At 72.4% G+C, this 26117-nt stretch carries 26 protein-coding genes, 1 tRNA gene and 1 pseudogene; 16 read left to right on the top strand and 12 right to left on the bottom strand.

Annotated elements, in window-relative coordinates; genetic code table 11:
- The first annotated feature begins 279 nt into the window (after nucleotides 1-279).
- The 3 genes from BX286_RS36845 to BX286_RS33385 all read left to right on the top strand — a co-directional run bounded on the left by BX286_RS36845 (nucleotide 280) and on the right by BX286_RS33385 (nucleotide 1813).
- The gene (locus BX286_RS36845) at nucleotides 280-429 is read left to right on the top strand and encodes a DUF4277 domain-containing protein (protein WP_187344249.1); all 150 of its coding nucleotides are present in this window, start codon (nucleotides 280-282) and stop codon (nucleotides 427-429) included.
- Nucleotides 430-517: 88 nt separating this feature from the next.
- Nucleotides 518-1252 carry a hypothetical protein gene (locus tag BX286_RS37690; RefSeq protein WP_261993591.1) on the top strand — a complete coding sequence of 245 codons (735 nt, stop codon included), beginning with the start codon at nucleotides 518-520 and terminating at the stop codon, nucleotides 1250-1252.
- Nucleotides 1253-1312: 60 nt separating this feature from the next.
- Nucleotides 1313-1813, top strand: a complete 501-nt coding sequence (locus BX286_RS33385) for a GNAT family N-acetyltransferase (RefSeq protein WP_121017356.1) — start codon at nucleotides 1313-1315, stop codon at nucleotides 1811-1813.
- Between the two features lie 301 nt (nucleotides 1814-2114).
- On the opposite strand, the gene BX286_RS33390 is transcribed toward BX286_RS33385, so the two are convergent.
- The 3 genes from BX286_RS33390 to BX286_RS33400 all read right to left on the bottom strand — a co-directional run bounded on the left by BX286_RS33390 (nucleotide 2115) and on the right by BX286_RS33400 (nucleotide 4307).
- Nucleotides 2115-2708 carry a GNAT family N-acetyltransferase gene (locus tag BX286_RS33390; protein ID WP_079431496.1) on the bottom strand — a complete coding sequence of 198 codons (594 nt, stop codon included), beginning with the start codon at nucleotides 2706-2708 and terminating at the stop codon, nucleotides 2115-2117.
- A 103-nt stretch (nucleotides 2709-2811) separates the two neighbouring features.
- Nucleotides 2812-3375, bottom strand: coding sequence for a hypothetical protein (locus BX286_RS33395; protein ID WP_121017358.1), 564 nt, complete (start codon nucleotides 3373-3375; stop codon nucleotides 2812-2814).
- Nucleotides 3372-4307, bottom strand: coding sequence for an arginase family protein (locus tag BX286_RS33400; protein WP_121017359.1), 936 nt, complete (start codon nucleotides 4305-4307; stop codon nucleotides 3372-3374). Before BX286_RS33400 ends, BX286_RS33395 begins: the two co-directional genes overlap by 4 nt.
- 93 nt (nucleotides 4308-4400) lie before the next feature.
- On the opposite strand from BX286_RS33400, the gene BX286_RS33405 reads away from it, so the two are divergent.
- Nucleotides 4401-5051, top strand: coding sequence for a CGNR zinc finger domain-containing protein (locus tag BX286_RS33405; protein ID WP_121017361.1), 651 nt, complete (start codon nucleotides 4401-4403; stop codon nucleotides 5049-5051).
- 435 nt (nucleotides 5052-5486) lie between these two features.
- On the top strand, nucleotides 5487-5732 hold the full coding sequence (locus BX286_RS37100) for a hypothetical protein (protein ID WP_221265290.1): 246 nt from the start codon (nucleotides 5487-5489) through the stop codon (nucleotides 5730-5732).
- 112 nt (nucleotides 5733-5844) lie between these two features.
- Here the strand turns inward: BX286_RS37100 and BX286_RS33415 are convergent, their stop codons facing one another.
- Entirely contained in the window at nucleotides 5845-6369 is a 525-nt protein-coding gene (locus BX286_RS33415; protein ID WP_121017362.1) for an ATP-binding protein, read from the bottom strand.
- 49 nt (nucleotides 6370-6418) lie between these two features.
- Between BX286_RS33415 and BX286_RS33420 the strand changes: the two genes are divergently transcribed.
- Nucleotides 6419-7528, top strand: coding sequence for an IS630 family transposase (locus tag BX286_RS33420; protein ID WP_100861852.1), 1110 nt, complete (start codon nucleotides 6419-6421; stop codon nucleotides 7526-7528).
- A gap of 86 nt (nucleotides 7529-7614) precedes the next feature.
- On the opposite strand, the gene BX286_RS33425 is transcribed toward BX286_RS33420, so the two are convergent.
- The 4 genes and pseudogenes from BX286_RS33425 to BX286_RS33440 all read right to left on the bottom strand — a co-directional run bounded on the left by BX286_RS33425 (nucleotide 7615) and on the right by BX286_RS33440 (nucleotide 9929).
- Nucleotides 7615-7938, bottom strand: coding sequence for a hypothetical protein (locus tag BX286_RS33425; RefSeq protein WP_261993592.1), 324 nt, complete (start codon nucleotides 7936-7938; stop codon nucleotides 7615-7617).
- Between the two features lie 19 nt (nucleotides 7939-7957).
- Nucleotides 7958-8360: pseudogene (locus tag BX286_RS33430) on the bottom strand (transposase); the annotation flags it as partial.
- Nucleotides 8361-8391: 31 nt separating this feature from the next.
- On the bottom strand, nucleotides 8392-9228 hold the full coding sequence (locus BX286_RS33435) for a DUF6461 domain-containing protein (RefSeq protein ID WP_121017365.1): 837 nt from the start codon (nucleotides 9226-9228) through the stop codon (nucleotides 8392-8394).
- 116 nt (nucleotides 9229-9344) lie between these two features.
- Nucleotides 9345-9929 (bottom strand): DinB family protein, encoded by a 585-nt coding sequence (locus tag BX286_RS33440; protein WP_121017366.1) that lies wholly within the window; start codon nucleotides 9927-9929, stop codon nucleotides 9345-9347.
- 425 nt (nucleotides 9930-10354) lie between these two features.
- Between BX286_RS33440 and BX286_RS33445 the strand changes: the two genes are divergently transcribed.
- A complete protein-coding gene (locus BX286_RS33445) occupies nucleotides 10355-11362 on the top strand; it encodes a LacI family DNA-binding transcriptional regulator (RefSeq protein ID WP_079423451.1) in 1008 nt (335 codons plus the stop codon).
- Between the two features lie 649 nt (nucleotides 11363-12011).
- Here BX286_RS33445 and BX286_RS33450 read toward each other — a convergent pair.
- Complete coding sequence (locus BX286_RS33450; RefSeq protein WP_121017368.1) at nucleotides 12012-12986, bottom strand: alpha/beta hydrolase; 975 nt, start codon at nucleotides 12984-12986, stop codon at nucleotides 12012-12014.
- Between the two features lie 293 nt (nucleotides 12987-13279).
- Between BX286_RS33450 and BX286_RS33455 the strand changes: the two genes are divergently transcribed.
- The 4 genes from BX286_RS33455 (at nucleotide 13280) to BX286_RS33470 (ending at nucleotide 16719) form a co-directional block, all read left to right on the top strand.
- Nucleotides 13280-13783, top strand: a complete 504-nt coding sequence (locus BX286_RS33455; protein WP_187344250.1) for an ATP-binding protein — start codon at nucleotides 13280-13282, stop codon at nucleotides 13781-13783.
- A gap of 109 nt (nucleotides 13784-13892) precedes the next feature.
- A complete protein-coding gene (locus BX286_RS33460) occupies nucleotides 13893-14777 on the top strand; it encodes a methyltransferase (RefSeq protein WP_315974774.1) in 885 nt (294 codons plus the stop codon).
- An 85-nt stretch (nucleotides 14778-14862) separates the two neighbouring features.
- Nucleotides 14863-15804: an NAD-dependent epimerase/dehydratase family protein gene (locus BX286_RS33465; protein ID WP_121017373.1), complete on the top strand. Its 942-nt coding sequence runs from the start codon at nucleotides 14863-14865 to the stop codon at nucleotides 15802-15804.
- A gap of 15 nt (nucleotides 15805-15819) precedes the next feature.
- Nucleotides 15820-16719: an aldo/keto reductase gene (locus BX286_RS33470; RefSeq protein ID WP_079423441.1), complete on the top strand. Its 900-nt coding sequence runs from the start codon at nucleotides 15820-15822 to the stop codon at nucleotides 16717-16719.
- A 47-nt stretch (nucleotides 16720-16766) separates the two neighbouring features.
- Here BX286_RS33470 and BX286_RS33475 read toward each other — a convergent pair.
- Nucleotides 16767-16841, bottom strand: a tRNA-Trp gene (locus BX286_RS33475).
- 321 nt (nucleotides 16842-17162) lie between these two features.
- Between BX286_RS33475 and BX286_RS33480 the strand changes: the two genes are divergently transcribed.
- Entirely contained in the window at nucleotides 17163-17753 is a 591-nt protein-coding gene (locus BX286_RS33480; protein ID WP_121017375.1) for a TIGR03086 family metal-binding protein, read from the top strand.
- 25 nt (nucleotides 17754-17778) lie between these two features.
- Here BX286_RS33480 and lepB read toward each other — a convergent pair whose 3' ends face one another.
- The gene (gene lepB, locus BX286_RS33485; RefSeq protein ID WP_187344251.1) at nucleotides 17779-18450 is read right to left on the bottom strand and encodes a signal peptidase I; all 672 of its coding nucleotides are present in this window, start codon (nucleotides 18448-18450) and stop codon (nucleotides 17779-17781) included.
- 238 nt (nucleotides 18451-18688) lie between these two features.
- Between lepB and BX286_RS33490 the strand changes: the two genes are divergently transcribed.
- Entirely contained in the window at nucleotides 18689-19141 is a 453-nt protein-coding gene (locus BX286_RS33490; RefSeq protein WP_121017377.1) for a hypothetical protein, read from the top strand.
- A 111-nt stretch (nucleotides 19142-19252) separates the two neighbouring features.
- Here BX286_RS33490 and BX286_RS33495 read toward each other — a convergent pair whose 3' ends face one another.
- Complete coding sequence (locus BX286_RS33495; protein WP_079423434.1) at nucleotides 19253-19465, bottom strand: hypothetical protein; 213 nt, start codon at nucleotides 19463-19465, stop codon at nucleotides 19253-19255.
- A 248-nt stretch (nucleotides 19466-19713) separates the two neighbouring features.
- Here BX286_RS33495 and BX286_RS33500 point away from each other — a divergent pair, with 248 nt between their 5' ends.
- The 3 genes from BX286_RS33500 (at nucleotide 19714) to BX286_RS33510 (ending at nucleotide 26085) form a co-directional block, all read left to right on the top strand.
- The gene (locus BX286_RS33500; protein ID WP_121017379.1) at nucleotides 19714-23694 is read left to right on the top strand and encodes a Pls/PosA family non-ribosomal peptide synthetase; all 3981 of its coding nucleotides are present in this window, start codon (nucleotides 19714-19716) and stop codon (nucleotides 23692-23694) included.
- 79 nt (nucleotides 23695-23773) lie between these two features.
- The gene (locus tag BX286_RS33505; protein WP_121017381.1) at nucleotides 23774-25111 is read left to right on the top strand and encodes a M1 family metallopeptidase; all 1338 of its coding nucleotides are present in this window, start codon (nucleotides 23774-23776) and stop codon (nucleotides 25109-25111) included.
- 83 nt (nucleotides 25112-25194) lie between these two features.
- Nucleotides 25195-26085 (top strand): immunity 49 family protein, encoded by an 891-nt coding sequence (locus tag BX286_RS33510; protein WP_261993593.1) that lies wholly within the window; start codon nucleotides 25195-25197, stop codon nucleotides 26083-26085.
- Nucleotides 26086-26117: the final 32 nt, after the last annotated feature.

Consider the following 26117-nt stretch of genomic DNA (forward strand, 5'->3'; position numbering starts at 1 on the left):
GACCACACCTGGCACCTGGTGATCAAGAGGCGGGCGTGCGGTAGTGGTTGTTCTCGTGGCCGACGGGCAGGAGGCGCCAGGCTCACCGTGGAGTCGTCGGTGGTCGCATCAGCCGGACGGACCAGCCCTGTACTTCGCGGGTCGTTGAATCGGATGGAGTTGAGGGCTCGACGGTGTCCGGCGTGGGGCTGCGGGCGTTATCTGGGTGTCTCGATGACTTCCCGGTCCCCGCGGCCTCGGTCCCAGCGTCAGCGCCTTGAGTGCGTGGTGACGTCTGTGGTGGAGAAGCGTCTGGGCGCTCTGCCCGTCGCTGCCGAGTTTCTGCGCCGCCTTGATGTGGCCGGGATCGTCGACGGGCTGTGCCCGGGTGGTGGGAGCGCGCACCTGACGCACGGCCAGGTGATCGAGGCGCTGGTGGCGAACGGCTGACCTCGCCCGCGCCGTTGATTCGGGTCGCCGACTGGGGCCGGACCTGGGCGGTGGAGGAAGTCCTGGGTATCGAGGCCGGCCAGCAGTAATGGAAGCGCGCCGGATCCTGGTCCACTCCACCGGCAACGCCGCAGGCCAGCAAGCGGCCCGTGTCAAACACCTCGCCCGTGCGACCGAGGACCTGGACAAGGTCAGGAACGGAGCCGGCGGGAAGTGCTGCAACACCGAGAAGAAGATCGCCGAACGGATCGGGGTGATCACCAGAACCCGCCGGGTCGCCTCCTGCCTACGCACCGACATTGGCCGGGACGATACCGGGCGACCCATCCTGGCCTGGCACTTCGACCAACAGGTCCTGGACGACGAGGCCGCGGCCGACGGCTGGTACGCGCTGCTGACCGCGCTGACACCCGAGCAGGCCGACCCGGGCCAGGTCCTGGTCCAGTACAAAGGGCAGGGCTCGGTCGAGCGCCGGTGCGCGGAATTCAGGGGACCCCTGGCGGTCACACCGCTGTTCGTGCAGCACAACCACCGCGTCGCCGCGCTGATCCAGGTGATCTGCCTGGCCCTGGTGGTGTTCTGCCTGATCGAACGCCAGGTCAGACAAGCCCTGGGGCCCGAGCAGACGATGGTCGGCCTCTACCCGGACAACCGCCGGGTGCGGCCCACCGGCCGGATGATCCTCTACCACCTCGGCGAACTCACCTTGCGGATCGGCAACGTCACCGACGCGCCCACCGTCCAGATCACCCGCGGCGTCCAACTCCACCTCCTCGACCTCCTCGGCATCGAAGTCGCCCGAACCCGCTGGCCACAGACTTGAAACGGCGACCCCTGCAGTGCAGGCACTGCCCTCGGGGCCAGCACCGTAGGATCGGGGGCCGTGATCACGACCAGGGCCGACGGCCTAACCCTCGACACCGACCCCGCGCGCATCGACCTCGACCGCGTGCACCACTGGCTTTCCACCGACGCCTTCTGGGCCCTGGGCCGGAGCCGCGAGACCGTGGCGCGCTCGATCGAGCACTCGCTCGTCTTCGGTGTCTACGTCCCGGACACCGCCGAGCAACTCGCCTTCGCCCGAGTCGTCACGGACTACGCCACCTTCGGCTGGCTCTGCGACGTCTACGTCGCCCGCGAGGCACGTGGCCAGGGCATCGGCACCTGGCTGGCCGAGTCGGTCGTCGCGGCACTGGAGCCCTACCGACTGAAGCGGCTGATGCTCTCCACGTTGGACGCCCATGAGGTCTACGCACATGCCGGCTTCTCAGCCGTGTCCGAACCAGAGAAGCTGATGATGATCACGGCACAGGCACCTTCGACGGCTCCGGCCGACCCGGCGACCGGAGCCGTAAAGCCACTGGCCACAGACCTGGAACGGTGACCCGCGAAGTACGGGACTAGCAGGGGCGAACGCGGCGTCGGACTGAGTTTTCCATGGTCGTCGGCGCTTGGTCAGACGGTCTCGGTGCTGTATCGGGACCGCCTCGCCACCTTAGGCCTCTTGCGCCCGGCGCCAGGCGGCGCGTCCATCCTGAGCGACCTCCTTCCGGGCGGCGCAATGGCCTCCGAGGTCTCTCGAAGCGAAGGGCAGAGGGCAGAGGCCAGGGAGCGGCCACGTCGACGGCCGGCGGCCGCTCACGTCGGGGGGATCGCGGAGGCACGCCGCTGAATGACCGGCTTCCTCACTGCGGCCAGGCGTCACCCTGGACACGCGCATGCAGATGTTCGTCATGCCAGCCGTCCGAGTGCAGCAGGGCGCTTCGCATCTTGCCTTCGAGGGTGAATCCCGCTTTCGTCGCCACGCGGCAGGAGGCGGTGTTGGCTACGGAGTGGGTGATCCGCAGGCGGTGCAGACCGAGGTCGTCCAAGGCCCAGCGGCTGACACGGACAACGGCGTCGGCCATGGCCCCGTGACCCCGGCCGGCGGGAAGCAGCCAGTAGAGGAACTCGGCACTGCCTCCGGCAAGGTCGAGGTCGCCGAGACCGACGAGGCCCACGGGGCTGCCGCCTTGAGGCTCGGCGATCGCCCAGATCGCTGCCTCCTCGGTCTGCCATCGCTTCCCCCATCGCGCGATCCTGTCCCGGGCGTCATCCACCGATAGGTGGCCCGGCCGGTTCCAGTGCTGCACGTCCGGATCCTGGCACGAGCCCGCGAGGACCACGGCGTCATCGGCAGCCCATGGCCGCAGCTCGAGGCCTCCGGCCAGGCCGATCACGGGCTGGCCTGTCCCGCTCATCCGGCCCGCGGGAACAACATCAGGTATCGGAAGGGTCATCCGATCATGATGCCGCAGTCCCGCCAGGATGACGGCCGCCCCGCGCAACCTCGTGACACCGTGGAGATCTGCACAACTGCCGGACACCTCCGGCGGGCACTCCTCACCCGCGGACATCCCCGGCCTGACTGACGATCCCGTGTTCGCCCTGAGCGGGACTTAGCAGGCGGCGGGCGTCGACCTGTTGGTCGAGCCGCCAGGTGTGTCCGCCGTCGGCCGACCGTTCGTTGCGCCAGTGGAATGTGTCGGCGGTGAAGTCGGCGAAGGTCCAGCGGATGAGGTCGCCGCCGGCCGCGCGTTCCATGACGATCTCTTCGTCGATCCGGCGGGCGTACATGTGCACGAGGTCGCCGCGGGCGGTGCCGTGGAAGGTGAACCGCCACAGTTGCAGGCGCGGATCCCAGATCCGCACGCACAGCCCGCATTCCTGGTCCGGAGCGCGACCTGCGGCGGGGAGTTCCGCGCGCCCGGGCCATCGCCAGACGTCCAGGACCGCTCTGCCCTCCAGGGCGTAGCCGAACTCCCATTCGCCGCTGACGTGGCGGACCGGTGAGCCGTCGGCGGGGTAGTAGGTGATCCGGGTCGCCCAGTGTCCGGACAGGCGACCGAACTGCTCCATCTCGGTCGCGTACAGGTCGTCGGGGCCGTCGGCGAGCAGCGTCTTCATGCGTGCGTCTCCTCCGTCGTCTCCTCGGTCGTCTCCTCGGTTGCAAGCGGGGCCAGGGCGGAGGCGAGGCAGTCGACGATGGGGGCGGCGTACGCACGGTCCGGGTCGAGGTCCGGATCGTAGACGGCAACGTCTAGCCCCACCACCCGGCCGGTGCCGGCCAGGGCCGAGACGAGGGCGGTGAGCTGGGCGAAGTCCAGGCCGGGACGGCCCGGGGAGTCCACTGCGGGCAGGACACGTTCGTCGAGTACGTCGAGGTCGAGGTGGAGCCAGACGCGGTCCAGCTCGCGCCGTTCCAGGTGGCGGATGACCTGCCGGCTCAGAGCGCTGATGCCGATCCGCTGGATCTCCTGCGCGCTGAACCGGGTGACCGGGGGTGCCCCCTCGTCCTCCCGGTCGCCGATCTGGACCACGTCCTCGTCGGCGACCAGCGGTCGGCCCACCTGTGGCCAGTGGGTGAGCAGCAGTTCGCCGCGGCCGGTGGCCAGGGCCAGATCCATCCCGGCCGCCGAGCCGAGGGCCGAACCGGCGTCGTAGTTGCCGGGGTGGCGGAAGTCGTTGTGCCCGTCGAGGTGAACCAGGCCGCAGCGTCCGTGGCGCCGGGCCCCCGACAGGCACCCCAGCAGGATGCTGCAGTCGCCGCCCAGGACGACCGGGAACCGGGAGGCGGCGAGTGCGGCGTGGACTGCCTCGCCGAGCCGCAGCGCGTGCTCGCGGATGGTCACCCCGTTGCGGATGCGGGTCGCCGGCTGCGCGTCGAACTCATAGGGCGGACGGTCGAGTTCTACCACTTCGGCGGGCCGCAGACGTACTGCCAGCCCTGCCGACAGCAGTGCCTGCGGGGCCCGCCACGTGCCGGGCTCGCGCCCCGGCTCGGGCGGTCGCAGGCCGAGGTTCCAGGGGGCCGAGATGAGCTGGACACCGCCAGCCATGGGTGTCTCCTATCAGTCGGGAGGTATTCCAACCAGATAACATCAGTACACTGGTTGGACGAACCGAGGCAAGCGATGAAAGGCGGTCCACGCGTGACGAAAGCCGTCCGGCCCCACACCTTCAGGCGCCGCGACCTGGTCGGCGGGCACGTCGCCATCGACCTGGTGAACACGGTGACGGCACGTGACGCGGAGCCGCTCGACTGGCTCGACGGCTACCCGCGCCTGCTGGAATGGGCCGCCCTCACCGGTCACTTCGCCGCCGCCGACCTCACGGAACTGCTGCGGCTGGCCGAAAGCGAGCCCGGCAGCGCCGAGCAGGCCCTGGACCGCATCCGCGAGCTGCGCGAAGCCCTGCACGACCTGATCACGGCGCTGATCCACCCAGACGGCCCGGTTCCCGCGGAAGCGGTCGACCAGGTCGGTGACCACTGGAAGCGCGCGGTCGCCAGCGCGCGTCTCACTGTCAGCGGGAACCTGCCGCAGCTTCAGGCCGGCATCGGGGCATCGGGGCTTGAGTACCTCCACCACGAACTCGCCCTGCAGGCGTTCGACATGCTTCGGTCGCTGCCGCTGGATCGCACCCGCGTCTGCCCGGGCCTTCGATGCGGCTGGATGTTCATCGACAGCTCCCGGGGCGGCCGCCGCCGCTGGTGCTCCATGGCCACGTGCGGGAGCTCGGCCAAGGGCCGGACCCACTACCGGCGCAAACGAGCCCACGACCCGGGCGCGGGCGGTCCCTGAGGGCACTCCCGGGGGGATCGGTTCGCGTCGCGGCCGAAACCCGGGACGGACGGTTCGGCCCGAGACCAACCGCCGCGCGCCGGGGAGCGCATCAGGTCGTGATCAAAGGCCCCTTCCGGACCACCCTTGGTCCCAGCTGAACATGACCAGATGCACGCCGGTCAGTCGACCCTTGCACCAGCAGGATCGCCGACAGGGCTGAGCTCAGCCGGGCGTGTTCTCGCGGGCGGTGGCCGCCGCTTGCCCGGTGGCTTCGGCGACCAGGGCGGCGGCACGGGCTGCGCGCCGCTCGTCAGGATGCCCAACCCCCTGCTACAAGGTGGAGGTTCGAACGCGGCCCCTCATCGTCGTGATGACGGGGCGCCTTCCCCGAACTCCAGCAGGCTCGCCGTCCTCGCCACGAGCCAGGGCGGCGCGAAAAGTGCGCCTGCGGGTGTGGGAGCGGAAGCGGTCAAGGCGGCCGCGACGTCATCCGAGTTCTCGCACCGCTCGATCGTCACGTCCTCCCTGCCGGCTTGCACGGGCCTCGCCCCTGACCTGACTTGGCTCGCCCACCGCGCCGCCGCAGGCGCACTCGACCCGCAGATCTCATGGCGCGGCAGCTGGGACGGAGCCGCCGACGCCATTGCCGCCCTTCTTCAGCGACGACTTCACGGCAAGGCGGTCCTGGAGGTCTCCTGAGAGAGCGGTTCGTGAGGTGTTGACCGTTTCCCGGTTGGGTCGAAGCCCGCTGGTTGTCACATCGGCAGACTTCTTGGCACCTGCGAGGCTTTGACGCCGCATGCCGTTCGTTTCAATTCTTGACGGCCTCCGCGATCTGCAGGGCGGCCTGGGCAGGCGTGAGGTGTGTGGTGTCGACGACCTCGGCCTCTTCATGCAGCCATGTGCGGGCCGCCTCGGCGTAGGGCCCGAGGTATCGCAGACGGAACGGGGAGTCGGGGCCAACAACAGTGTCGCCCGCGATACGCCCGCGGAGAGTGTCCTGGTCGGCGTGGAGGACGAAGTGCCGGAGCGGAATGGCATGCTGAGCAAGGCCCGAGCTGATCTCGCGCCAGTACTGCTCGACCAGGACGGTCATGGGAATCACCAGAGTGCCGCCGGTGTAGTCGAGAACGCGCCGGGCGGTCTCGACCACAAGAGGTCTCCATGGCGGCCAGTGCTGGAAGTTGTCCGTAGCGGGCAACCCCGGTGTGATGTCCATGAGCGTCTCGCCGACCTTCTCGGCGTCGAACACCCGCGAATCCGGGATCAGCTGCTGCACGAGCGCACTGGTCGTCGTCTTGCCCGCGCCGTGGGTGCCGTTGAGCCATACGATCATGAGACTCGACGCTAGTGTCCTGAGTCTTAAATTTCCATATAGTTGAGGCATGACGCGCCCGGGACCGAAGCTTGCGCCGCTGGATTTGACTGATGCTGAGCGATCAGTGTTGGAGGGGTGGGTGCGGCGGCGTAAGTCCGCGCAGGACATGGCGATGCGGGCCCGTGTGATCCTGGCCTGTGACGATGTCGGGGAGGACGGCTTTCCCGTGTCGACGCGTGCGGTGATGGAGCGGGTCGGGGTGTCCCGCGACACCGTCTCGAAGTGGCGTAAGCGTTTCCTGGCGGACCGTCTCGACGGGTTGTCGGACGAGCCGCGTCCGGGCCGGCCCCGCACGGTGATGGACGAGCAGGTCGCCGATCTGATCGCCCGGACGCTGGAGTCGAAGCCGGAGAACGCCACGCACTGGTCGACCCGGTCGATGGCGAAGAAGACCGGGCTGTCGCAGTCGACCGTTTCCCGGGTGTGGCGGGCTTTCGGCTTGCAGCCGCACCGGTCCGAGACGTTCAAGCTATCCACGGACCCGTTCTTCGTCGACAAGGTCCATGACGTGGTGGGGCTGTATCTCGATCCGCCGGAGCGGGCGCTGGTGCTGTGTGTGGACGAGAAGTCGCAGATCCAGGCGCTGGACCGGTCCCAGCCGGTGCTGCCGATGATGCCCGGGGTGCCCGAGCGGGCCAGTCACGACTACGTCCGCGCTGGCACCACCACGCTGTTCGCGGCCTTCGACGCGGCCACCGGCAAGGTGATCGGGTCCCTCCACCGCCGGCACCGGGCCGAGGAGTTCAGGAAGTTCCTGAACAAGCTCGACAAGGAGATCCCTGCCGGACTCCAGGTCCACTTGATCTGCGACAACTACGCGACCCACAAGACCGCGGCGGTCAAGAAGTGGCTGCTGGCCCATCCCAGGTTCCACATGCACTTCACGCCCACCAGCTCGTCCTGGCTGAACCTGGTCGAGCGGTGGTTCGCCGAGCTGACGAACAAGCGGATACGGCGAGGAGTCCACAAGTCGGTCCAGGCGCTGGAGAAGGACATCCGCACCTGGATCGACTCATGGAACGAAGACCCCAAGCCGTTCATCTGGACCAAGACTGCCGACCAGATCCTCGAATCCCTCGCCTCGTACTGCCGACGAATTACCGACTCAGGACACTAGCGTCGTGCGGTCCGCAGGAACAGACACAGCAGGAATCGGCTCACTGATGAGGCTGGTGTGGGGCTGCTCGTCGCGGTTCTCGGCGGCTACTGCTGCTTGGCGCGGGTGCCTTCGACGTTCTTCGACGGCAGTTCGTGGCCGAGGGCTTCGCAGACGTCCCGGGCGCGAAGTGGTCCGGTCGCGTCGTTGAAGACACCGAGGATGCGGAGGCAGTTCGGGTGCTCGGGCAGGTGCGGCAGGGCGGCCGGGAGCCGGTCGGCGAGGGCGGTGACGGTCTTCCGCGTGATCGCGAGGTGTTCGAGGTGGGACTCTGCATCCTGCATCCTGCAAAGCCGGTAGTGCAGTCTTTCGATCTGGGTGCGCAGGTCGTCGGCCAGCGCCCGAAGGGCGTCCTCCTGGACGCCGAGCACGTCAAGGAGGATTGGATCTTCACGTGCTCACCGCCTGCTCATCGCGCCAGGTGGGGGTGTTCGCGCCGGTGAGGCGGCGGGCCATGACGTGAGTCATCGCCCAGTAGGCGCGGGAGGCGGAGGAGGTCGGCGTCCTGCTTCTTGAAGCCCTGGCCGACCAGCGCCTTCTCCACGGTGCCGCCGATGCGCTCGGCGGCTTGGTCCAGCCGGGCGATGCCCGCGGCGTTGTCGTGGGTGTTCGCGGCCGGCACGATCACCGCGATGACGAGCCCGAGCACGCCCACGGCCAGTCCTCGCTTGCGGCCCGGCACCTTCTTCGCCGGGTACCTTGCCGGTCGTGGAGGAGGGGAGGGGACCCCTGCGGCCGCCTGGACACCCTTACTGTCCAGCACCACCAGAGTCGGGTCCCTAGGGCGGCGAGCGTCCCAAGGTCACCTTCCACGCGCCCGTTTGTTACTCACCTGTCTTGCGCTCCGAACAATCCATGGCCAGAGGCTCGTTGCAAGTGATCACGATCGGGGCGTTCGCCTCCGCCCGTGCGCGGTCGGAAGCCGCCACGACCTCCTCGTAGGTCCATTCCTTGTACAGACGCTCTCCGTGGGCATCAGTAATGTCGATGACTAGGCGGGTCCATTCCTCGGCAGGCTGTTCGGGGACAAGTCCCAGTTCATACGTGGCGTCCTGGAGGAGGGATTCGGTGACGCCTATGCCAGTGAGTCTCTCGGCCAGAGCCAGGACCGCCGCCTTCCCGTCGACGACCGGGGCGCTCTCGTCGTGCTCTCCCTCGGGAGTCAGAGGGAAGCCGACTTCCCGCAACAGGGGAACCAGTTCATCGGGGCTGTTGCCGTCGCGCACCGAGGGACCCTCGAATGTCGTACGGAGCTCACCGCCCTCGAACCAGTGGAAGAGGTGGATGGGCTTGCCGCCATTGCTCGAGTGCGCCACGACCCGGCCGCCCTCCGACAGCGTCTCCACGCACGGCACCCCAAGGCCACCGTCGAAGCCGAGCACAACTGTCCAGTCTCCGTTCTCGCCCGGGGCCTTGAAGGCGCCCGCGACGTAGGACTCGTCCCAGTAGTCGTAACCCGCCTCGGCACGGTGAGCCTCGTCCGCCTCGATCAGCCCGCCGGTTCCTTCCCCGGTGCCGCACGGTTCCGCCCCCATCGCGCGCAGCACCTCCTGCGGGCTCCGCTCCTGTATCAGTGTCAAGGTGTATCCGCTCTCCATCATGTGGCGGAAAAGCGGCGAGGTGCGTATCCAGGCGTAGTCGTGCGCGGTCACCAAGTTCATAAGGCGCAGTGTGCCTGAGGCCTCTGACAGTGCCCGATGTAAGCCGGTTCTTTCAGCTGGTGCTGGTAGCCGGGCCGCGCCCTGCCCCTGCCGGCACTGTGATCGTGTTACGAGCTTCAAGCCTTGATTGGTGCGGCCGACCTGGCGGCCCGCTCGATCGTGGCGCGGTGGGCTGCACGGGCTTCCTCGTCGATTTCCTTCTCGTGTTCGGCGCGCAACCCGGTCCGGCCGTCGAGGCCTTCGCGCAGGATATCGGCGTGCCCGGCATGCCGGATGGACTCGCCGAGGACATGGACCATGATGGCGAACAGGTTGGTGTCGCCATAAGGCTCCGGCCACCACGGCACGTGGCCGGGGGCGTCGAGGGGAAGCTCGTTGATCGTCGCATCCGAGTGTTCCCACGTGCGCCGGTAGAACCCGATGATCTGTTCGCGGGTCTCGTCCTCGGTTCCCCACAGATCGCTGCCGTCGGAGTCCTGCCACCGGGGCAGCGGTTCCGGGGAAGGGCGGTCGAAGACCTCGCCGAAGTACCTGGCCTCGACGGTGGCCACGTGCTTGACCAGGCCGAGAAGGTTGGTTCCGGTCGCTGTCAAAGGCCGGCGGGCGTCGTATTCGGACAGGCCGTCGAGTTTCCAGAGCAGCGCTGTGCGGTCCCGCCGCAGTCTCCCGTGCAGGGTGTCTTTCGCGAATTCGTCGATCATGCGGCATGAGCCTGCCATGGGGTGCTCCTGGTCTCAAGATCCCTTGCGTGGTCCGCAACGACCGCAGAGCCGAGGCCTGGCCATGGCCCGCCCCGACCTGCCTCACGAAGCTCGCGAAACCTGCCACGTGAGACAACTTCATAACCAGAGGAAGCGACCTTTTAGCCGCCCTCCGGGGTCCGGCGAACTCGTGCTCAGTCGGTCTTCAACATGCATGGGCTGGGACACGGAACCCGATCTCACCGATGCTGGAAGTGCCGGCCCTTATGAGGCCGCGGACAGCCTCGTGGAGCGCTGCACTGGCCCGAGAGGGCTCCTCGGTCCTCGGCCGAGTCCTCCTGCTCTTCGGTAACGCGTGTAACCTGGGAAGAGAACTGTCAGTCGGCCCCCGAGGGCCGAGGTGTGGGAGCGGGGCAAGGACCGTCATGGGCAAGGAGCCGACCGCGCCGGCCGTCGTCACGAGCGCGGACGTCGCGCGTCTGGCCGGGGTGTCGAGAGCGACCGTGTCCTTCGTCCTCAACAACACCCAGGCCCACCGGGTCAGCGACACCACGCGTGCCCGGGTCCTCGAGGCCGCCCAGCAGCTCGGCTATGTACCACATGCCGCGGCCCGCTCGCTGCGCGCCGGCCGCAGCAACCTCGTACTCATGCCCGCGTCCGTCTCGGCGGCCGGAAGGCTGGTCGCCACCTGGGTCGACGACCTGGAGAGCGAGCTGGAGCGCCACGGCTACGTTCTCGTGCTGCACGCCGGACGGTTCCCCGACCCGGTGAGCGCCGCCCGTGCCTGGGCCGAACTCCGGCCAGCGGCGGTCGTGGCGCTGGACGGCGACAGCCTGTCCGGCCAGGCGGTGGACGTGCTGAGCCGCGCCGGCGTCCGCGGAGTACTGGCTTTCGGCTCCCGTGAGGTGGCGGGCGCCCACACCATCGATCTCGATCAGGAGCGCATCGGCGCGATGGCCGCGATGCACCTGCTCTCCCGGGGGTGCCGCAGCCTCGGCGTGATCATGCCGCGGGAACGCGGTCTGGCCACCTTCGCCGGCCCGCGGCTGGCCGGAGCCGAAGGCGTCGCCGCCCGCAGCACGGCCACCGTCAGCGCGCTGGAGCTGTCCTTCACCCACGAGTCCGCCGCCGAACTCGCGGGGAACTGGCGTGAGGTGGGTCTGGACGGGGTGTTCGCCTACAACGACGAGTACGCCGCGCTGCTGATGCACGCCCTGCGCGCCGCCGGAGTCTCCGTTCCGGGGGACGTCGCCATTGTCGGGTGTGACGACCTGGTGCTGTCCGCGTTGCAGGAACCCCCGTTGACCTCCGTACGGCTCGACCTTCCCACGCCCGCCGAGGTGGCCGACGCGCTCCATGACCTCGTGGAGCATGGGGTACCGCCGCAAGTGCGGGGCGTGCAGCCCGTCCTGGTTCACCGCCGCTCCTCATGAGCGTTCAGGCCATGAGGCCTGGCCGCCCTGTCTGGTAGGAACCGATACACGTGTAACCGCCCCTCGGTCAGGCACGGTCTGTAGCCCCACCGCAGGGGCGAGGTGCCGTCCCGGCTCCGGCCGTGTGGTCCGCCCGCACCAGGGGATCGGCGGGGTGTGGCCGGTCAACCGGTAGCTTCAGCGCCTGGACGACCAGGAGATTGCCGATCAGGTGCGTGGTGAGCAGGCAGAGCACGACGGCCAGCGCCTGTGGGCGTCAGGAGCACCAGAAACCCCGCAGGTGCCGCCGCCCCCGTCGGCCTGCCGAGCCGGTCGAGCGCCGAGGCGGCCACCGGGTACGGGCCGCGGTATGGGCCGCCCGTGCACCGCGACCGGGCGTCGTCGAGGCCTTGGAAGGGTGGCCGACTGGGGCTGCGGGCAGCGTGTCGGTCAGCGTGCTGGGGATCAGGAGGAAGAAGGAAGAAGGCTCCGGTCATCAGCGGTCCTGGGGGCGGGGGAGGGCGATGGTGGGCAGTGCCGGGGTGGCTGGAGTGGGGGAGGGGAGGGGAGGCCGGTCATGGTTGTGGGTCGCGGGTGTGGTGAGCGTGGGGCGCCGCCACGACGGTGCCCCACGCGGGGTGTGCGTCGGCTGTGCGGTCGTCGGCCGGGTTCACGCCGCCAGGTGGCGGGCGAGGAAGTCGATGCTCTGGGTGACGAGCGGTGTTACGTCGGGGCTGCCGAGGAAGATGTGGTCGGCGCCTTCCACCGGCACCAGGGTGACCTCGCCGCCCGCTCCCTTGAGGGCCGCCGCGAGGCTTTCGCTCTGGCTGTACGGCAGCAGGCGGTCCTCGGTCCCGTGGAGGAGGAGGAACGGCGGCGGGGTGGCGCCGCCCGCGTAGGTGACCGGGCTGGCGGTGCGGGCGAGTTCCGGCCACTGCTGCGGGGTGCCGCCCAGCAAGGAGGCGAACGGGTCGGGGAACACGGTGCCGTCCGGGGCGGGCGGCATTGGCAGCGGCTGCCCGAGCAGCGCCCCGAGGTCCGTGGCCGGGTACCAGCAGACGGCGGCCCGCACGCTGCTGTCCTCGCCCTGGACGCCCACACCGCCCTCCAGTGCGGCGGCCGCGTCGCCGCCGTCCGGCTGGACGAGGCCGGCGAGCGCTGCCAGGTGTCCGCCCGCCGACTCGCCCATGACGCCGATCCGGTGCGGGTCGATGCCGAGCTCGGCGGCGTGGCGGCGGACGTAGCGGATGGCGGCCTTCACATCGTGCAGCTGGGCCGGGAACGGTGCCTCCAGGCTGTGCCGGTAGTCGATGCACACCAGCGCGAGCCCCGCCCCCAGGACGGTGCCGTGCAGGAGCTCGGCCGGGACGGTCGGCGGCGGATAGCGTCGGTCGCCCTCCAGCCAGCCGCCGCCGTGGATCCACACGACCGCGGCAACCGGGCCCGCGGCCGCGGGGACCCGCACGTCGAGCAGGCACGGCCGGTAGCCGAGGGTGCTCGCGTAGGTGACGCCGTCGAAGTGGCGGGTGCCGTCCTGGCCGACCCGGGGCGGGCCCGGGGCCCGGAAGGGGGGCGGCGGCCAGGCTGCGAGATCGAGGTCGAAGGTCTGCTGGCCGGCAGGGGCTCCGGGAGGTGCTTGGGTCATTTCCCGCTCCTTCTGTGGGCGTACGGGTCCGTACGGGGTTCCTACGGGTGGTGCCGGGTACGCCGGGCCGGCGCCCTGGAGCGCCGGGCTTTCGGATGAATATCCGAAATGCCTTGTGCTCTTGAAGGGTCCGCCCTAGCGTTGTTACACGTGTAACACATCCTGCGCGGCGTAGTAAACGCCTCCGGCGCCGAATGGTTCGATTGGGAGGGCGCTGAGGTTACACGAGACATCGCTCTCTCGTTGCGTCGCCCGTCCCGCCCGGGAGTCCCATGTCCAGCCCCATGTCAATCGTGGCTACCGTCCCCCCGTCCGTCCCGCGCCCCACGACGCCCGCGGCCGCCGCCCCGTCCGCCCCTCCCCAGGGCCGCCGCCTCGCCCGCTGGACTGTGGAGCCGACGGCGTCCGGGGTCCCGCTGGTGCGAGCGTCCATGCGCCGCGCGCTCTTGGGCTGGGGCGTCGAGCCCGAACGGGCCGGGATCCTGCTGCTCGCCGCCACGGAGCTGCTGTCCAACGCCGTCCGGCACACGGGAGGCGGCGGCGCCCAGGTGTGCGTGACCGTCGCCCTCCGGCGCGGCCGCCTGTACCTGGACGTCGCCGACGGAGACCCGTTCCTTCCGCGTGTCGGTCCGGACGCGGGAGGGGCCGCGGCCGCGGACGTCGGCATGGACGCGGAGGGTGGTCGCGGACTGCTGATCGTGAACTGCCTGGTGGGCGAGGCCGGCGGCCGGCTCACGGCGTTCCGCGTCCCGTCCGGGAAGGTCGTCGGAGTCCGCATCCCGGCGGCCCCCGCCTGAAGCTCCGTCACAAAAATCTATCTCGCGCTAACTCGACCTCGCCCGTCTGACCGGCACCCATCCCCGCGGCCCCGCCACCCTCCTGCGCTACCTGGAAATGCTCGGCGCCGTGACCCGCGAGGAGCGCCCGGAGCAACGCCAGGTGGAGCGCCCGGAGCAGCGTCCGGAGGAGGGTTTCCGCCTCACCGCACTCGGCGCCCTGCTGCGCGCGGACGCGCCCGCGTCGATGCGTCCCCTGGCCCTCATGTACGGCGGCCCCTTCTACCGTTCCTTCGGCGAACTCGACCACGCCGTACGGACCGGGCAGCCGGGCTTCGACCACCTCCACGGCGAGAACCACTTCGACCACTTAGCCCGCGACCCCGAACTCGCCGACCTCTTCGACCGTTCGATGGCCGCGAGTGCGCGCATGTTCCGGCCGCTGCCCGCCCATCCGGTCCTCACCACGGCGGCCGCCCAGGCGCCCGCGCCCGCCACGGTCGTGGACGTAGCCGGAGGCAACGGGGAACTGCTCCGCCAGGTCCTCACCGCCCACCCGGGCCTGCGCGGCGTCCTCCTCGAACGCCCGCACGCCGTCGCCACGGCCCGCCGCCTGCTCGACGCCGCGGGCTGCGGCGCACGCTGCGAGTACCGGGCGGGCGACTTCGCCGACGTCCCCGCCGGAGGCGACGTGTACGTCCTGGCCCGGGTCCTGCACGACTGGGACGACGACCGCTGCCGGGAGATCCTCGGCCACTGCGCCCGCGCGATGCCCGCCCACGCCGACCTGCTGATCGTGGAACGCCTCCTGCCCGCCGACGGTTCCCCCTCGCCGGCGACCGCCTGGGACCTGCACATGCTGTGCAACGTCGGAGGCCGCGAACGCCGGGAGGACCACTACGCCCGCCTGCTGGCCGACGCGGGCCTGCGCCTCGACGGCCGGACCCCGCTGCCCCTGGGCGCCCACGTCCTCCACGCCCGCAAGGCCCCGCTGCCGGAGCCCGCACGCGCCTGACCACGGGTCGGTCACCAGTTTTCCTTAATACCCGCCCACCAACACACCACTTCTGCTGATCACCGGGGATCGACAGAGTGGGGGCATGCAAAGGATCTGCGTCATCGGCGGAAGCCGGTACTTCGGAAAGCTCCTGGTCCAGCGGTTGCGGACGGCCGGCCACCAGGTCACGGTGATCAACCGCGGCTCCGGCCGCCCGCCCGCCGGTGTCGAGCACCTCGTCGTCGACCGCGACGACGAGGCAGCCCTCCTCGCCGCCCTCGGCCCCCGCACCTTCGACGTGGTGGTGGACCAGGTCTGCTACATGCCCGTGCAGGCCGCGATCGCCGCCCGGGTCTTCGCCGGCCGCACCCGCCGGTACGTGATGACCTCCACCATCGAGGTCTACGACCCGGCGACCACCGCCCTGCCGCCCGTACCGGCGGACACCCCGGTGCCGGAGGAGACCGTCGACCCGGCCGCCTGGCCGGTGGACCTGGAACTGCCCTGGCACGACGGGGCCTACCTGGAGGCCCATTACGCCGAGGGCAAGCGCCAGGCGGAGGCCGTCCTCGCCCGCGCCGGCGGATTCACCTTCGCCTCCGTCCGCAGCGCGCACGTACTGGGCGGCGGCACACGGGAGTTCACCGGCCGCCTCGCCCACTACACCCGCCGCGCCACCACCGGCGAACCGGTCACCGTGCACGCCCGCCCCCTGCCGACGGTGTTCATCCACTGGGCGGAACTGGCGGAGCTGCTGCGCTGGGCCGCCACCGAAGCGGACTTCGCCGGCCCCCTCAACGCCTGCTCCGACGGCCCGCTCGACGTCCACGCCCTCACCGCGGCCATCGCCGCGCAGACCGGCCGGGAGCCCCGCCACCAGCCGGCCACCGCCACCACGCCCGCCTCTCCGTTCTCCTTCGACCGCCACTACGCCATGAGCAACGCCCGTGCGAAGGAACTGGGCTTCGCCTTCTCCCACACGGCCGACTGGCTGCCGGACGCCGTCACCGAAGCCCTCGCCGAAGCCGCCGTCCCCACCGCCTGAGGAACACCCACCACCATGCCGAACCCGTACCGCACCCTCGCGGGCACCACCGTCGGCGCCATCGGCCTGGGCGCCATGCCGCTGTCGATCGAGCACCGCCCGGACGAGAGCCGCGCCGTCGCCACCGTCCACGCCGCCCTCGACGCCGGTGTCACCCTCATCGACACCGCCGACAGCTACCACTGGCACGCCGGCGAAGAGGGCCACAACGAGCGGCTGGTGGCCCGCGCCCTGGCCCGCTACGGAGGCGACACCTCCGGCGTCCTGATCGCCACGAAGGGCGGCCGCGGCCGCCCCGGTGACGGCAGCTGGACCGTCACCGGCACCCCGGAGCACCTCAAGCGCGCCGCGCAGGCTTCCGCCGGGCGGCTGGGCGTGGACGCGATCGGCCTGTACCAGCTGCACAAGCCGGACCCGGCCGTCCCCTGGGCGGAGTCCGTGGGCGCCCTGCGCGAGCTCCTGGACGCCGGCACGATCCGCGCCGCCGGCATCTCCAACGTCACCACCGCCCAGATCCGCGAGGCGCACGCGATCCTCGGCGACGGCCTCGTCTCGGTGCAGAACCAGTACTCGCCCGCCGTCCGCGACAGCGAGCCCCAGCTGCGGCTGTGCACGGAACTGGGCCTGGCGTTCCTGCCCTGGAGCCCCCTCGGCGGCATCTCCCGCAGCTCCCTGGACGGCCCCTCGGGCCCGACCTCCACCGGCACCGCATTCCACCGCGTCGCGGCCGCCCACGGGGTCAGCCCCCAGCGGGTCGCCCTGGCCTGGCTCCTCTCCCGCTCCCCGTCCGTCATCCCCCTGCCCGGCGCCAGCCGCCCGGCCTCCATCACCGACTCGGCCGGGGCCGCCCGGCTGGAGCTCACCGAGGCGGAGCTGGCGGAACTCGGCGCGTCCCTGCCCCCGCAGACGGACTAGGCAGGAAGACAAGGCGACGGCGGAAGGAGACCGTGCGCCGGGTCGGGCGGAGCCGGCCGGATTCGAACCGGCGTCCTCGCGGTGTTGGAGACCGCGCGCGTCGACCTCTGCGCTACGGCTCCGCCCGGCCGCATCCTACGCAGTGCGCCCCCGTGCCCATCGGGCCGCCTCCCCGGGCCCGGCCGACGGGCGCGACGGCGCCTCTCGGGGCCCCGGCGGACCTGCGCGGTGCCGCCTCCCCGGGCCTGGCCGACGGGCGCGACGCCGCCTCTCGGGCCCCGGCGGATCTGCGCGGTGCCGCCTCCCCGGGCGCGGCCGACGGTTCCGGTACTGCCCTCCCGCGCCCGGCCGGTGCCGGTGCGGCCGTCCCGGGCATGTCCGATGAGTTCCGGCCACGCCGCCGGTCTACCCTGCAGACCCGTTCGCTGCGCAGGGAGCCCCGGATGACCGGCACGACGACCTTCGACCTCGGACCGCAGGCGGCCATCGTGGCCCGCCTCGTCAGCGGCGTCCCCGACGGCCTGCTGGCCGGGCCCACGCCCTGCCCGGCGTACGCGGTCGGCGACCTGCTGGGCCACCTCGCGGGCCTGGCCGTCGCCTTCCGTGACGCCGCCCGCAAGGAGCTCGGCCCCACGACCGCCACGCCCCCGGACGCGGCCCCGCCCCGGCTGCCCGCCGACTGGCGCGAGCGGATCCCGCAGGCCCTCGGCGAACTGGCCGGGGCCTGGGAGGACCCCGCCGCCTGGACCGGGATGACCCGCGCGGGCGGTGTGGACCTGCCGGGTGCCGTCGCGGCCGCGGTGGCGGCGGACGAGCTGGTGGTCCACGGCTGGGACCTGGCCCGGGCCACCGGCCAGGAGTACGTCCCGGACGCCGCCGCGCTGCACGCCTCCCACGCCTTCCTGTGGGCGGCGGCCCAGGAATCCGGCGGCGGCGTGGGCGTCTTCGGCCCCGTCGTGCCGGTACCGGACGGGGCGCCCCTGCTGGACCGCACGGTCGGGCTCAGCGGACGCGACCCCGGCTGGACGCCGTGACGGGCTCACGGCGCCGGGAAGCCGCTCAGGGGTGCCGCGGACCGGCCGGTTCCACCGTCGTGGCTCCCCAGACCGGCCCCTGTACGGCCGGCCGCCGCCGACGGGCCACCAGCCAGAGGACGCCCAGGACGGCGAACGCCAGCAGGGCCAGGAGGCCGACGATGATCAGCGAGCCGAAGAGGACGGCGGTCCGCCGGGTCTCCTCGTCGGAAAGGGCCACCCCGAGCACGTGGGCGACCGGTGCGGTGCCGCCGGGCGTCGTGCGCATGCGGTAGCGGGAGTCCGCCGAGTTGCCGCGGTTGTCGCCGAGGAGGAAGACGCGCCCCTGCGGCACGGACACCGAGAACGGGCCGGCCGAACCCGCCGTCGGGGCGCCGTCCTTCACGTACGGCTCGTCCAGGGGCCGGCCGCCCAGCGTCAGGCGGGAGGCGCCCGGCTCGTACGCGATGGTGTCGCCGCCCACGGCCACGACCCGTTCGACCACCGGGCCCCCGGGGCCCTCGCCGCCGTCCATGGGGCCCACCGTCACCAGCACCACGTCCCCGCGCCGGACCTCGGCCGGGTCCTTGCGGAACAGCAGCAGGTCGCCCTTGGCGTACGTGGGTTCCATCGCCGACGCCGAGTACGACACGGCCCGGTACAGCAGCCTGGGTGCCAGCGCGCCCCCGCCCGCCATCAGCAATCCGGCCGTGAGCATCACGAGAGCCGCGATCCCCAGTCCCCGCCCTGGCCTGCGCATTCTGTTCCCCGTTCGCTCTGCTTCCACCGGCCGGAATCGTACGGTGCGCGGGGGGAGTCGTCATGGGCCGGGTGCGCGGGGTTCAGCTCATGATCACCTTGCATTCTTATGTCATGTGAAATATCACATGACATAAGACCTGTCCGGGTGGGCATCCGGGCAGCGATCCATGACCATTCCCCTGGGGAGAATCCCGATGAACCGCTTAGCCCTCCTGACCGCCGGCGCCGCCGCCCTCACCGTCCTGACGGCCGCCCCCGCGTTCGCCGACACCCCTGCGACCCCCGCCGAGACGGTCACCTCCTGCGGACCCTCCGGTCTCCAGGCGGGCCTGTCCACCCGGGTGTGCGCCGAAGTCACCGGCACCACCGTCGAGTTCTACGGCACGGTCGGACTCGCCGGCCCGCCCTCTCCCGGCAGCCCGGCCCCGGCGCCGAAGCAGCTGTTCACGACCCTGTCCGTCGAGGTCGTCGGCGAGGGCGCGCCCGTCACACGGCAATGGCCGGTCGTCTTCACCTCCTCGACCGTCGAGGTCCGGGGACAGATCGCCTCCGCCCCCTGCGGATCGACCGTGCGCGCCGCCTTCGCTGTCGCCTCGTTCCCCTGGACCGCCAGGCCCGTCGTCCACGAGGTCACCCTCGGCTGCTGAGAGCCGCGCCGCCGTAAAGGCGTGAAGTGCCCTTCCCCGAAGTGCCCTTCCCCGCCGGTGACGGACACCCCGGCACCGGCGGGCGGGCGGGCGGTACGGGGACCGGCGGAGTCAGGACTCGCGCTCCATGACCCGCCGGGCCGCCTCCGCCTCGGCGGCGGGCGGGGACAGCTCGTCGAGGGTGTCGAGCTCGTCGCCCACCCCCAGCTCCTCCTCCCAGGCCGCCGCGAGGCGCTCCTGCTCCTCGCGCGGCCTGGCCGCGACGGCCTCCCGGTGCCCGGGGTCCAGAGCCGTCAGGAACCGTCCGACCGAGTCCGTCGGCATGCCGTTCTCCTTGTCACCGTGCGGGAGGCCGGCCGTCGTCCCGCTGCCGCGCCCGGCCCAGCATCGCGAACCCCTGCCGGTGCCGGGCGCCCGACACGTCCGGCCACCACCCGAAGGGCGGCGTGATCCGGCCACGCCCGGCGCTTCAACCGGAATCCCCGCACCGCCGCACTACGCTGATGGGCTGTCCGGCGCCGGAACGCAGCGCCCCGCGCTCCGGACGCTTCCGGAACGAGACGCGAGGGCCGATGGCAATCACACCAGGGCACGGGGAACTCGATCTGCTCGACGAGGACGGGGAGCGGCCCGGGGCCGGGGAACGGGCCGGGGAAGGAGGCGGGGCCGCGCCGGCGGACCCCGGCCCCCGCCCGGCCGGGGCCCCCGACGGGGCCTCTTCCAAGTCCGCCCGGTTCTCCGCCGGGCCCCCCGCCCCGCCCCGCACCCTCGTCGACGTCTTCGCCGCCTCCGTGCGCGCCCACCCCGACGACCCGGCCCTCGACGACGGCACCGCCCGCCTGACCTACCGGGCCCTGGCCGCCGAGGTCGAGCGCAGGCGGCGGGTCCTGGCCGCCTGCGGGATCGGGCTCGGAGACCGCGTCGGCGTACGGGTGCCCTCCGGGACCAACGACCTCTACGCCTCCGTCCTCGCCGTCCTCGCCGCCGGGGCCGCCTACGTGCCGGTCGACGCGGAGGACCCCGACGAGCGGGCCGCACTCGTCTTCGCCGAGGCCGGGGTCCGGGCCGTCCTCGGCGCCGGTCCCGGCATCGAGCTCACCGGCCCCCGCGCCCACGACCGGGTCCGCTCCGCCCCGCCCGCACCCGAGCACGACGCCTGGATCATCTTCACCTCCGGCTCCACCGGCCGCCCCAAGGGCGTCGCCGTCACCCACCGCAGCGCCGCCGCCTTCGTCGACGCCGAGGCCGCGCTCTTCCTCGCCGACGATCCCCTCGGCCCCGGGGACCGGGTCATGGCCGGCCTGTCCGTGGCCTTCGACGCCTCCTGCGAGGAGATGTGGCTGGCCTGGCGCCACGGCGCCTGCCTGGTGCCCGTCCCGCGCTCGCAGGTGCGCGGCGGCGCCGACCTCGGGCCCTGGCTGGTGGACCAGGAGATCAGCGTCGTCTCCACCGTCCCGACCCTGGCCGCGCTCTGGGAGCCCGAAAGCCTCGACGAGGTCCGGCTGCTGGTCTTCGGCGGCGAGGCCTGCCCGCCCGAGCTGAGCCGGCGTCTGGTCACCGAGGGACGCGAGGTCTGGAACACCTACGGCCCCACCGAAGCCACCGTCGTCGCCTGCGCCGCGCTCCTGACCGGCGAGGAACCGGTCCGCATCGGGCTGCCCCTGGCCGGCTGGGAACTCGCCGTCGTCGACGGATCGGGCGAACCGGTACCCATGGGCGGCAGCGGCCAGCTCGTCATCGGCGGCGTCGGACTGGCCCGCTACCTCGACCCCGGCAAGGACGCCGAGAAGTACGCCCCGCTCCCCTCCCTCGGCTGGCCGCGCGCCTACCGCAGCGGCGACCTGGTGCGCGCGGAACCCGAAGGACTGGTCTTCCTCGGGCGCGGCGACGAACAGGTCAAACTGGGCGGCCGCCGCATCGAACTCGGCGAGGTGGACGCCGCCCTCCAGGCCCTGCCCGGTGTCTCCGGAGCGGCCGCCGCCGTACGCACCGCACGCGGCGGCAACCAGCTCCTCGTCGGCTACCTCGTCACCCAGGACGGCTGGGACCACGCGGCCGCCCTCGCCCGGCTGCGCGCCGAACTGCCCGCCGCGCTCGTCCCGCTGCTCGCCCCCGTCGACGCACTCCCGACCCGCACCTCCGGCAAGGTCGACCGCGACGCCCTGCCCTGGCCCCTGCCCGCAGCCGCGGCCACCGCGCCCGCCGAACGGCTCCACGGCACCGAGGCCTGGCTCGCCGAACAGTGGACCGAGGCCCTCGGCGTGCCCGTCACCGGCGCCGGCGACGACTTCTTCGCCATCGGCGGCGGCAGCCTCGCCGCCGCCCGGCTCGCCACCCTGCTGCGCACCCGCTACCCCCGCGCGGCCGTCCTCGACGTCTACCAGCAGCCCGTCCTGCGCAAGCTGGCCCGGCGGCTGGAGAAATCCGTACGGGAGGACGAGGCACCCCGGACCGTCGTCCCGGTCCCGCTCCGCTCCCGGATCCTCCAGACGCTGCTGCTGCTCCCGCTGTTCACCCTGGCCGGCCTGCGCTGGACGGTGGTGCTGTTCGCCCTGGGCAACGTCCTGCACCGGCTCGGCCCCTACCCGTGGGCGCCCGCCGCCTCCTGGTGGCTCGTGGGGGCCGGGGCGGTGCTGCTGCTGAGCCCGCCCGGCCGCCTCGCGATCGCGGCGGGCGGCGCACGCCTGCTGCTGCGCGGAGTGACGGCAGGACGGCATCCGCGGGGCGGCAGCGTGCACCTGAGGCTGTGGACCGCCGAGCGGCTCGCCGAGTGCGCCGGCGCGACCTCCCTCACCGGGGCCTGGCTGGAACGCTACGCGCGGGCCCTCGGCGCCCGGGTCGGCCCCGAGGTCGACCTGCACTCCCTGCCGCCGGTCACCGGCATGCTCCGGCTCGGCCGCGGCTGCGCCGTGGAGGCCGAGGTGGACCTGCGCGGGCACTGGCTGGACGGGGACCGGCTCGTGATCGGCCCCGTCCGGGTCGGCGCGGGCGCGGTCGTCGGCACCCGCAGCCTGCTCTTCCCCGGCGCGCGGGTCGGCAAGCGGGCCGAGGTGGCCCCCGGGTCCGCCGTCGTCGGACACGTCCCGACCGGCCAGCGGTGGGCCGGAGCCCCCGCCGTCAAACTCGGCCGGGCCAAACACGACTGGCCCCGGCAGCGCCCGCCGCGCCCGTTCCTGTGGCGCACGATGTACGGGGCGACCGGCGTGGGCCTCACCGCCCTGCCCCTGCTCGCCGCCCTGCCGGCCCTCCTCGTGGCGGGCCGGTTCGTCCCCGCCGGCGCCGGCGCGGGCAGGGCCCTGCGCGGGGCGCTGCTCGCGGTGGTGCCCGGGGCGCTCGCCTACGGGCTCGCCTACGCCCTGCTGGTGCTGGTCTGCGTGCGCGCGCTCAGCCTCGGACTGCGCACGGGCAGCCACCCCACGCACAGCCGGACCGGCTGGCAGGCCTGGGCGGTCACCCAGCTGATGGACCTCGCCCGGGACACGCTCTTCCCGCTGTACGCGGCGCTGGCCACCCCCGTGTGGCTGCGGCTGCTCGGCATGCGCGTCGGCCGCCGCGCGGAGGTCTCCACCGTCCTCGGACTGCCCAGCCTGACCACCGTCGGCGACGGCGCGTTCCTCGCCGACGACACCCTGACCGCCCCCTGCGAACTCGGCGGCGGCTGGGTGCGGATCGGGCAGTCGAGGATCGGCCGCCGCGCCTTCCTCGGCAACTCCGGCATGACCGCCCCCGGCCGCAGGGTCCCCGACGACGGGCTGGTCGCGGTGCTGTCCGCGACGCCCAAGAAGGCCAAGAAGGGCGGCTCCTACCTGGGCCTGCCGCCGGTCCGGCTGCCCCGCTCCGCGGCCGCCGCCGACCAGGGCCGCACCTACGATCCGCCGGCGCGGCTGCTGTGGGCGCGCGGCCTGGTCGAACTCTGCCGGCTCGTCCCGGTGTTCTGCTCGGCCGCCCTGGCCGTTCTCAGCGGGGCGGCGCTCAGCGCCCTGGCGCGTCCGCTGGGCCCCTGGGGCGCTGCGCTGCTGTCCGGAGCGGTCCTGCTCACCGCCGGGGCCGCCGCCTGCGCGCTCACCGTGGCCGCCAAGTGGCTGCTGGTGGGCCGGCACCGGGTGGGGCAGCACCCGCTGTGGAGCGCCTTCGTCTGGCGCAACGAGCTCGCCGACACCTTCGTGGAGGTCCTCGCCGTGCCCTGGCTGGCCGGATCGGTGCCCGGCACCCCGCTGCTGACCCTGTGGCTGCGCGGGCTCGGCGCCCGGATCGGACGCGGGGTGTGGTGCGAGAGCCACTGGCTGCCCGAGACGGACCTGGTGGCCCTCGGCGACGCGGTCACCGTCAACCGGGGCTGCGTGTTGCAGACGCATCTCTTCCACGACCGGATCCTGCGGACCGATACTGTGGTGCTGCGCGAGGGCGCCACCCTGGGCCCGGGCGGGATCGTCCTGCCCGGGAGCACGATCGGAGCCCGCGCCGCGGTGGGCCCCGCCTCCCTCGTGATGGCCGGGGAATCCGTTCCCGACGACACCCGCTGGCTGGGCAACCCGATCGAGGCGTGGCGCTGACGAACCCGCGTTCCACGGCCGGCGGCGGGACGGCACACCGGCACCCCCGACGAGCACGGCGCAGGGAGCGGACACGGCAGTGAGCGGCCAGCAGACACCGGCACCGGACCCGTACTTCCCGCAGAACGGCGACCCGCGCTACCGCGCGCACCGCTACGAACTCGCCCTGGAGTACCGCCCCGGACCCAACCGGCTCACCGGCCGGGCCCGGATCAGCGCGATCGCCGGCCCGGCGGCCCTGCCCGAGTTCCAGCTCAACCTCGCCGACTTCAAGGTGGGCCGGGTCCTGGTCGACGGCCGGGCCGCGCACTACACCCACCGCGCGGGCCGGCTGCGGATCCGGCCCGCCAAAGCGCTGCCCGCGGCCGCGGCCTTCACCGTGGAGGTGCACTGGTCGGGCAACCCCCGGCCGGTGCGCAGCCCGTGGGGCGGTCTCGGCTGGGAGGAGCTGACCGACGGCGCGCTGGTGGCCAGCCAGCCGGTCGGCGCCCCCTCCTGGTACCCGTGCAACGACCGGCCCGCCGACAAGGCCTCCTACCACATCTCCCTCAACACGCCCTCCGCCTACACGGTCGCGGCCGGCGGGCGGCTGCTGACCCGCACCACCGGGGCCAGCACCACCACCTGGGTGTACGAGCAGCCCGCGCCCACCTCCAGCTACCTCGTCGGCCTGTCCGTCGGCATGTACCAGACGGTCCCGCTCGACGGCGCCGGACCCGGCGGCGTCCCCCAGAGCGCCCACGTACCCGCGCACCTGCTGCCCCGGTTCTCCCACGACTTCGCCCGCCAGCCCGCCATGATGCGCCTGTTCGAGGAGCTGTTCGGGCCCTATCCCTTCGGCGAGTACACGGTGGTCGTCGCCGACGAGGAACTCGACGTGCCGGTGGAGGCCCAGGGGCTGTCCACGTTCGGCACCAACCACGTCGACGGCGCCCGCGGCGCGGAACGGCTCATCGCCCACGAGCTCGCCCACCAGTGGTTCGGCAACAGCGTGACCATCGCCGACTGGCGGCACATCTGGCTCAACGAGGGCTTCGCCAAGTACGCCGAATGGCTCTGGTCGGAACGCTCCGGCGGCCGCACCGCACACGAACTGGCCGCCGCCGCGCACCGGCTGCTCGCGTCCCGGCCGCAGGACCTGCGCCTGTCCGACCCGGGCCGCAAGCTGATGTTCGACGACCGCCTCTACCAGCGCGGCGGCCTCACCGTGCACGCGCTGCGCTGCGAACTGGGCGACGGGGCCTTCTTCCGCATGCTCCGCGACTGGGCGACGCGGCACCGCCACGGCGTGGTGACCACGTCCGCCTTCACCGCGCACGTGGCCCGCCACGCGGACGCTCCGACGGACGCCCTGTGCGCGTCCTGGCTGGACGAACCGGCCCTGCCCCCGCTGCCCCGGCCCCCGCACGGCCCCTGAGCGGCGGGTCCGCCGCCCCGCCCCGACGCGCTGTCAGACCCGGGCCCTAGGCTGGGGGCAGTTCGGTGATCAAGGAGTGGGCTGTGCGGATAGAGCGTCATCAGGTGGACGAAGCGGCTGTTTCGGAGGCCCTGGAGGACTTCGAGAACTGGATCGGGGGGCAGGTCCGCACGATGTCGCGGGGAGGGCCGATGGCCACCTACGAGTGGCAGCGGCTCGCGGAGGAACTCCTCGACCATCTGGGCGCGCTGTCCGTGGGGACGCCCGCCCTCGACACCCCGGAGGCGGAGGCGGTCCTGAAGGACGCCGCCGCGGCCGCGGCCGGCGCGGTCGCGTACGCCGCGTACCACACGTACGAGTCCTTCCACGTCTTCCTCGACCACGTGAACTTCGGGATGAGTTACCGGCCCGGTGGCGAGCGCGACGAGCTGGACGGCGTCACCCCCTCGGAGTGGATCGACGCGTTCTGCCTCACGATCCTCGCCGACAAGGTCGCGGACAACGGCGAGGCGTTCCACTTCGCCCGCCAGGACTGGGCCGAGAACGCTCCGGGCAACCCCGCCACGGAGCTCGTCAAGGGCCTCATGGCCGAGGTCGTCGGGGACACCGGGGACGAGGAGGTGGAGCCTGCGCCGGGCGTCCGGGCGGAGCTCGCCGCCATCGACGCCGGGCTGGAGCGGATGCGCGCGCGGGCCGCGGACGGCGAGGGCGCTCTCCTCGACCGGCCGCACGCCATGGGGTTGCGCGTGCTGCGCGCCCTGTCCGCCGGTGACCGCGAGGCCTTCGACTCCGGGCTCGCCGCACTCCTGTCGGCCCACAGCGCCCAACCGGGCCCCGGCGTCCGGCCGCGCAGTCTCCTGCCGCTGCTGCCGCTCGCCCTGGCCGCGCTGGCGTACCGGAGCCACGGCTGGACACCCGCGGCCGACACGGACTACCTGCCGCTCGCCCTGGTCACCGGCTTCGCAACGGTCTGAGGCCGCGCGCGCCGGACGGCTGCCCGCCGCAG

The sequence above is a fragment of the Streptomyces sp. 3211.6 genome, assembly GCF_003634815.1.
Classification (GTDB): Bacteria; Actinomycetota; Actinomycetes; order Streptomycetales; family Streptomycetaceae; genus Streptomyces; species Streptomyces katrae_A.

Bases quoted from the DNA above. Each gene is read 5' to 3' on its own strand.
- BX286_RS37690 (WP_261993591.1), top strand. From the start codon at position 518: ATGGAAGCGCGCCGGATCCTGGTCCACTCCACCGGCAACGCCGCAGGC.
- BX286_RS33390 (WP_079431496.1), bottom strand. From the start codon at position 2,708: ATGACCCTTCCGATACCTGATGTTGTTCCCGCGGGCCGGATGAGCGGG.
- BX286_RS33395 (WP_121017358.1), bottom strand. From the start codon at position 3,375: ATGAAGACGCTGCTCGCCGACGGCCCCGACGACCTGTACGCGACCGAG.
- BX286_RS33400 (WP_121017359.1), bottom strand. From the start codon at position 4,307: ATGGCTGGCGGTGTCCAGCTCATCTCGGCCCCCTGGAACCTCGGCCTG.
- BX286_RS33415 (WP_121017362.1), bottom strand. From the start codon at position 6,369: ATGATCGTATGGCTCAACGGCACCCACGGCGCGGGCAAGACGACGACC.
- BX286_RS33420 (WP_100861852.1), top strand. From the start codon at position 6,419: ATGACGCGCCCGGGACCGAAGCTTGCGCCGCTGGATTTGACTGATGCT.
- BX286_RS33435 (WP_121017365.1), bottom strand. From the start codon at position 9,228: ATGAACTTGGTGACCGCGCACGACTACGCCTGGATACGCACCTCGCCG.
- BX286_RS33440 (WP_121017366.1), bottom strand. From the start codon at position 9,929: ATGATCGACGAATTCGCGAAAGACACCCTGCACGGGAGACTGCGGCGG.
- BX286_RS33445 (WP_079423451.1), top strand. From the start codon at position 10,355: ATGGGCAAGGAGCCGACCGCGCCGGCCGTCGTCACGAGCGCGGACGTC.
- BX286_RS33450 (WP_121017368.1), bottom strand. From the start codon at position 12,986: ATGACCCAAGCACCTCCCGGAGCCCCTGCCGGCCAGCAGACCTTCGAC.
- BX286_RS33465 (WP_121017373.1), top strand. From the start codon at position 14,863: ATGCAAAGGATCTGCGTCATCGGCGGAAGCCGGTACTTCGGAAAGCTC.
- BX286_RS33470 (WP_079423441.1), top strand. From the start codon at position 15,820: ATGCCGAACCCGTACCGCACCCTCGCGGGCACCACCGTCGGCGCCATC.
- BX286_RS33480 (WP_121017375.1), top strand. From the start codon at position 17,163: ATGACCGGCACGACGACCTTCGACCTCGGACCGCAGGCGGCCATCGTG.
- lepB (WP_187344251.1), bottom strand. From the start codon at position 18,450: ATGCTCACGGCCGGATTGCTGATGGCGGGCGGGGGCGCGCTGGCACCC.
- BX286_RS33490 (WP_121017377.1), top strand. From the start codon at position 18,689: ATGAACCGCTTAGCCCTCCTGACCGCCGGCGCCGCCGCCCTCACCGTC.
- BX286_RS33495 (WP_079423434.1), bottom strand. From the start codon at position 19,465: ATGCCGACGGACTCGGTCGGACGGTTCCTGACGGCTCTGGACCCCGGG.
- BX286_RS33500 (WP_121017379.1), top strand. From the start codon at position 19,714: ATGGCAATCACACCAGGGCACGGGGAACTCGATCTGCTCGACGAGGAC.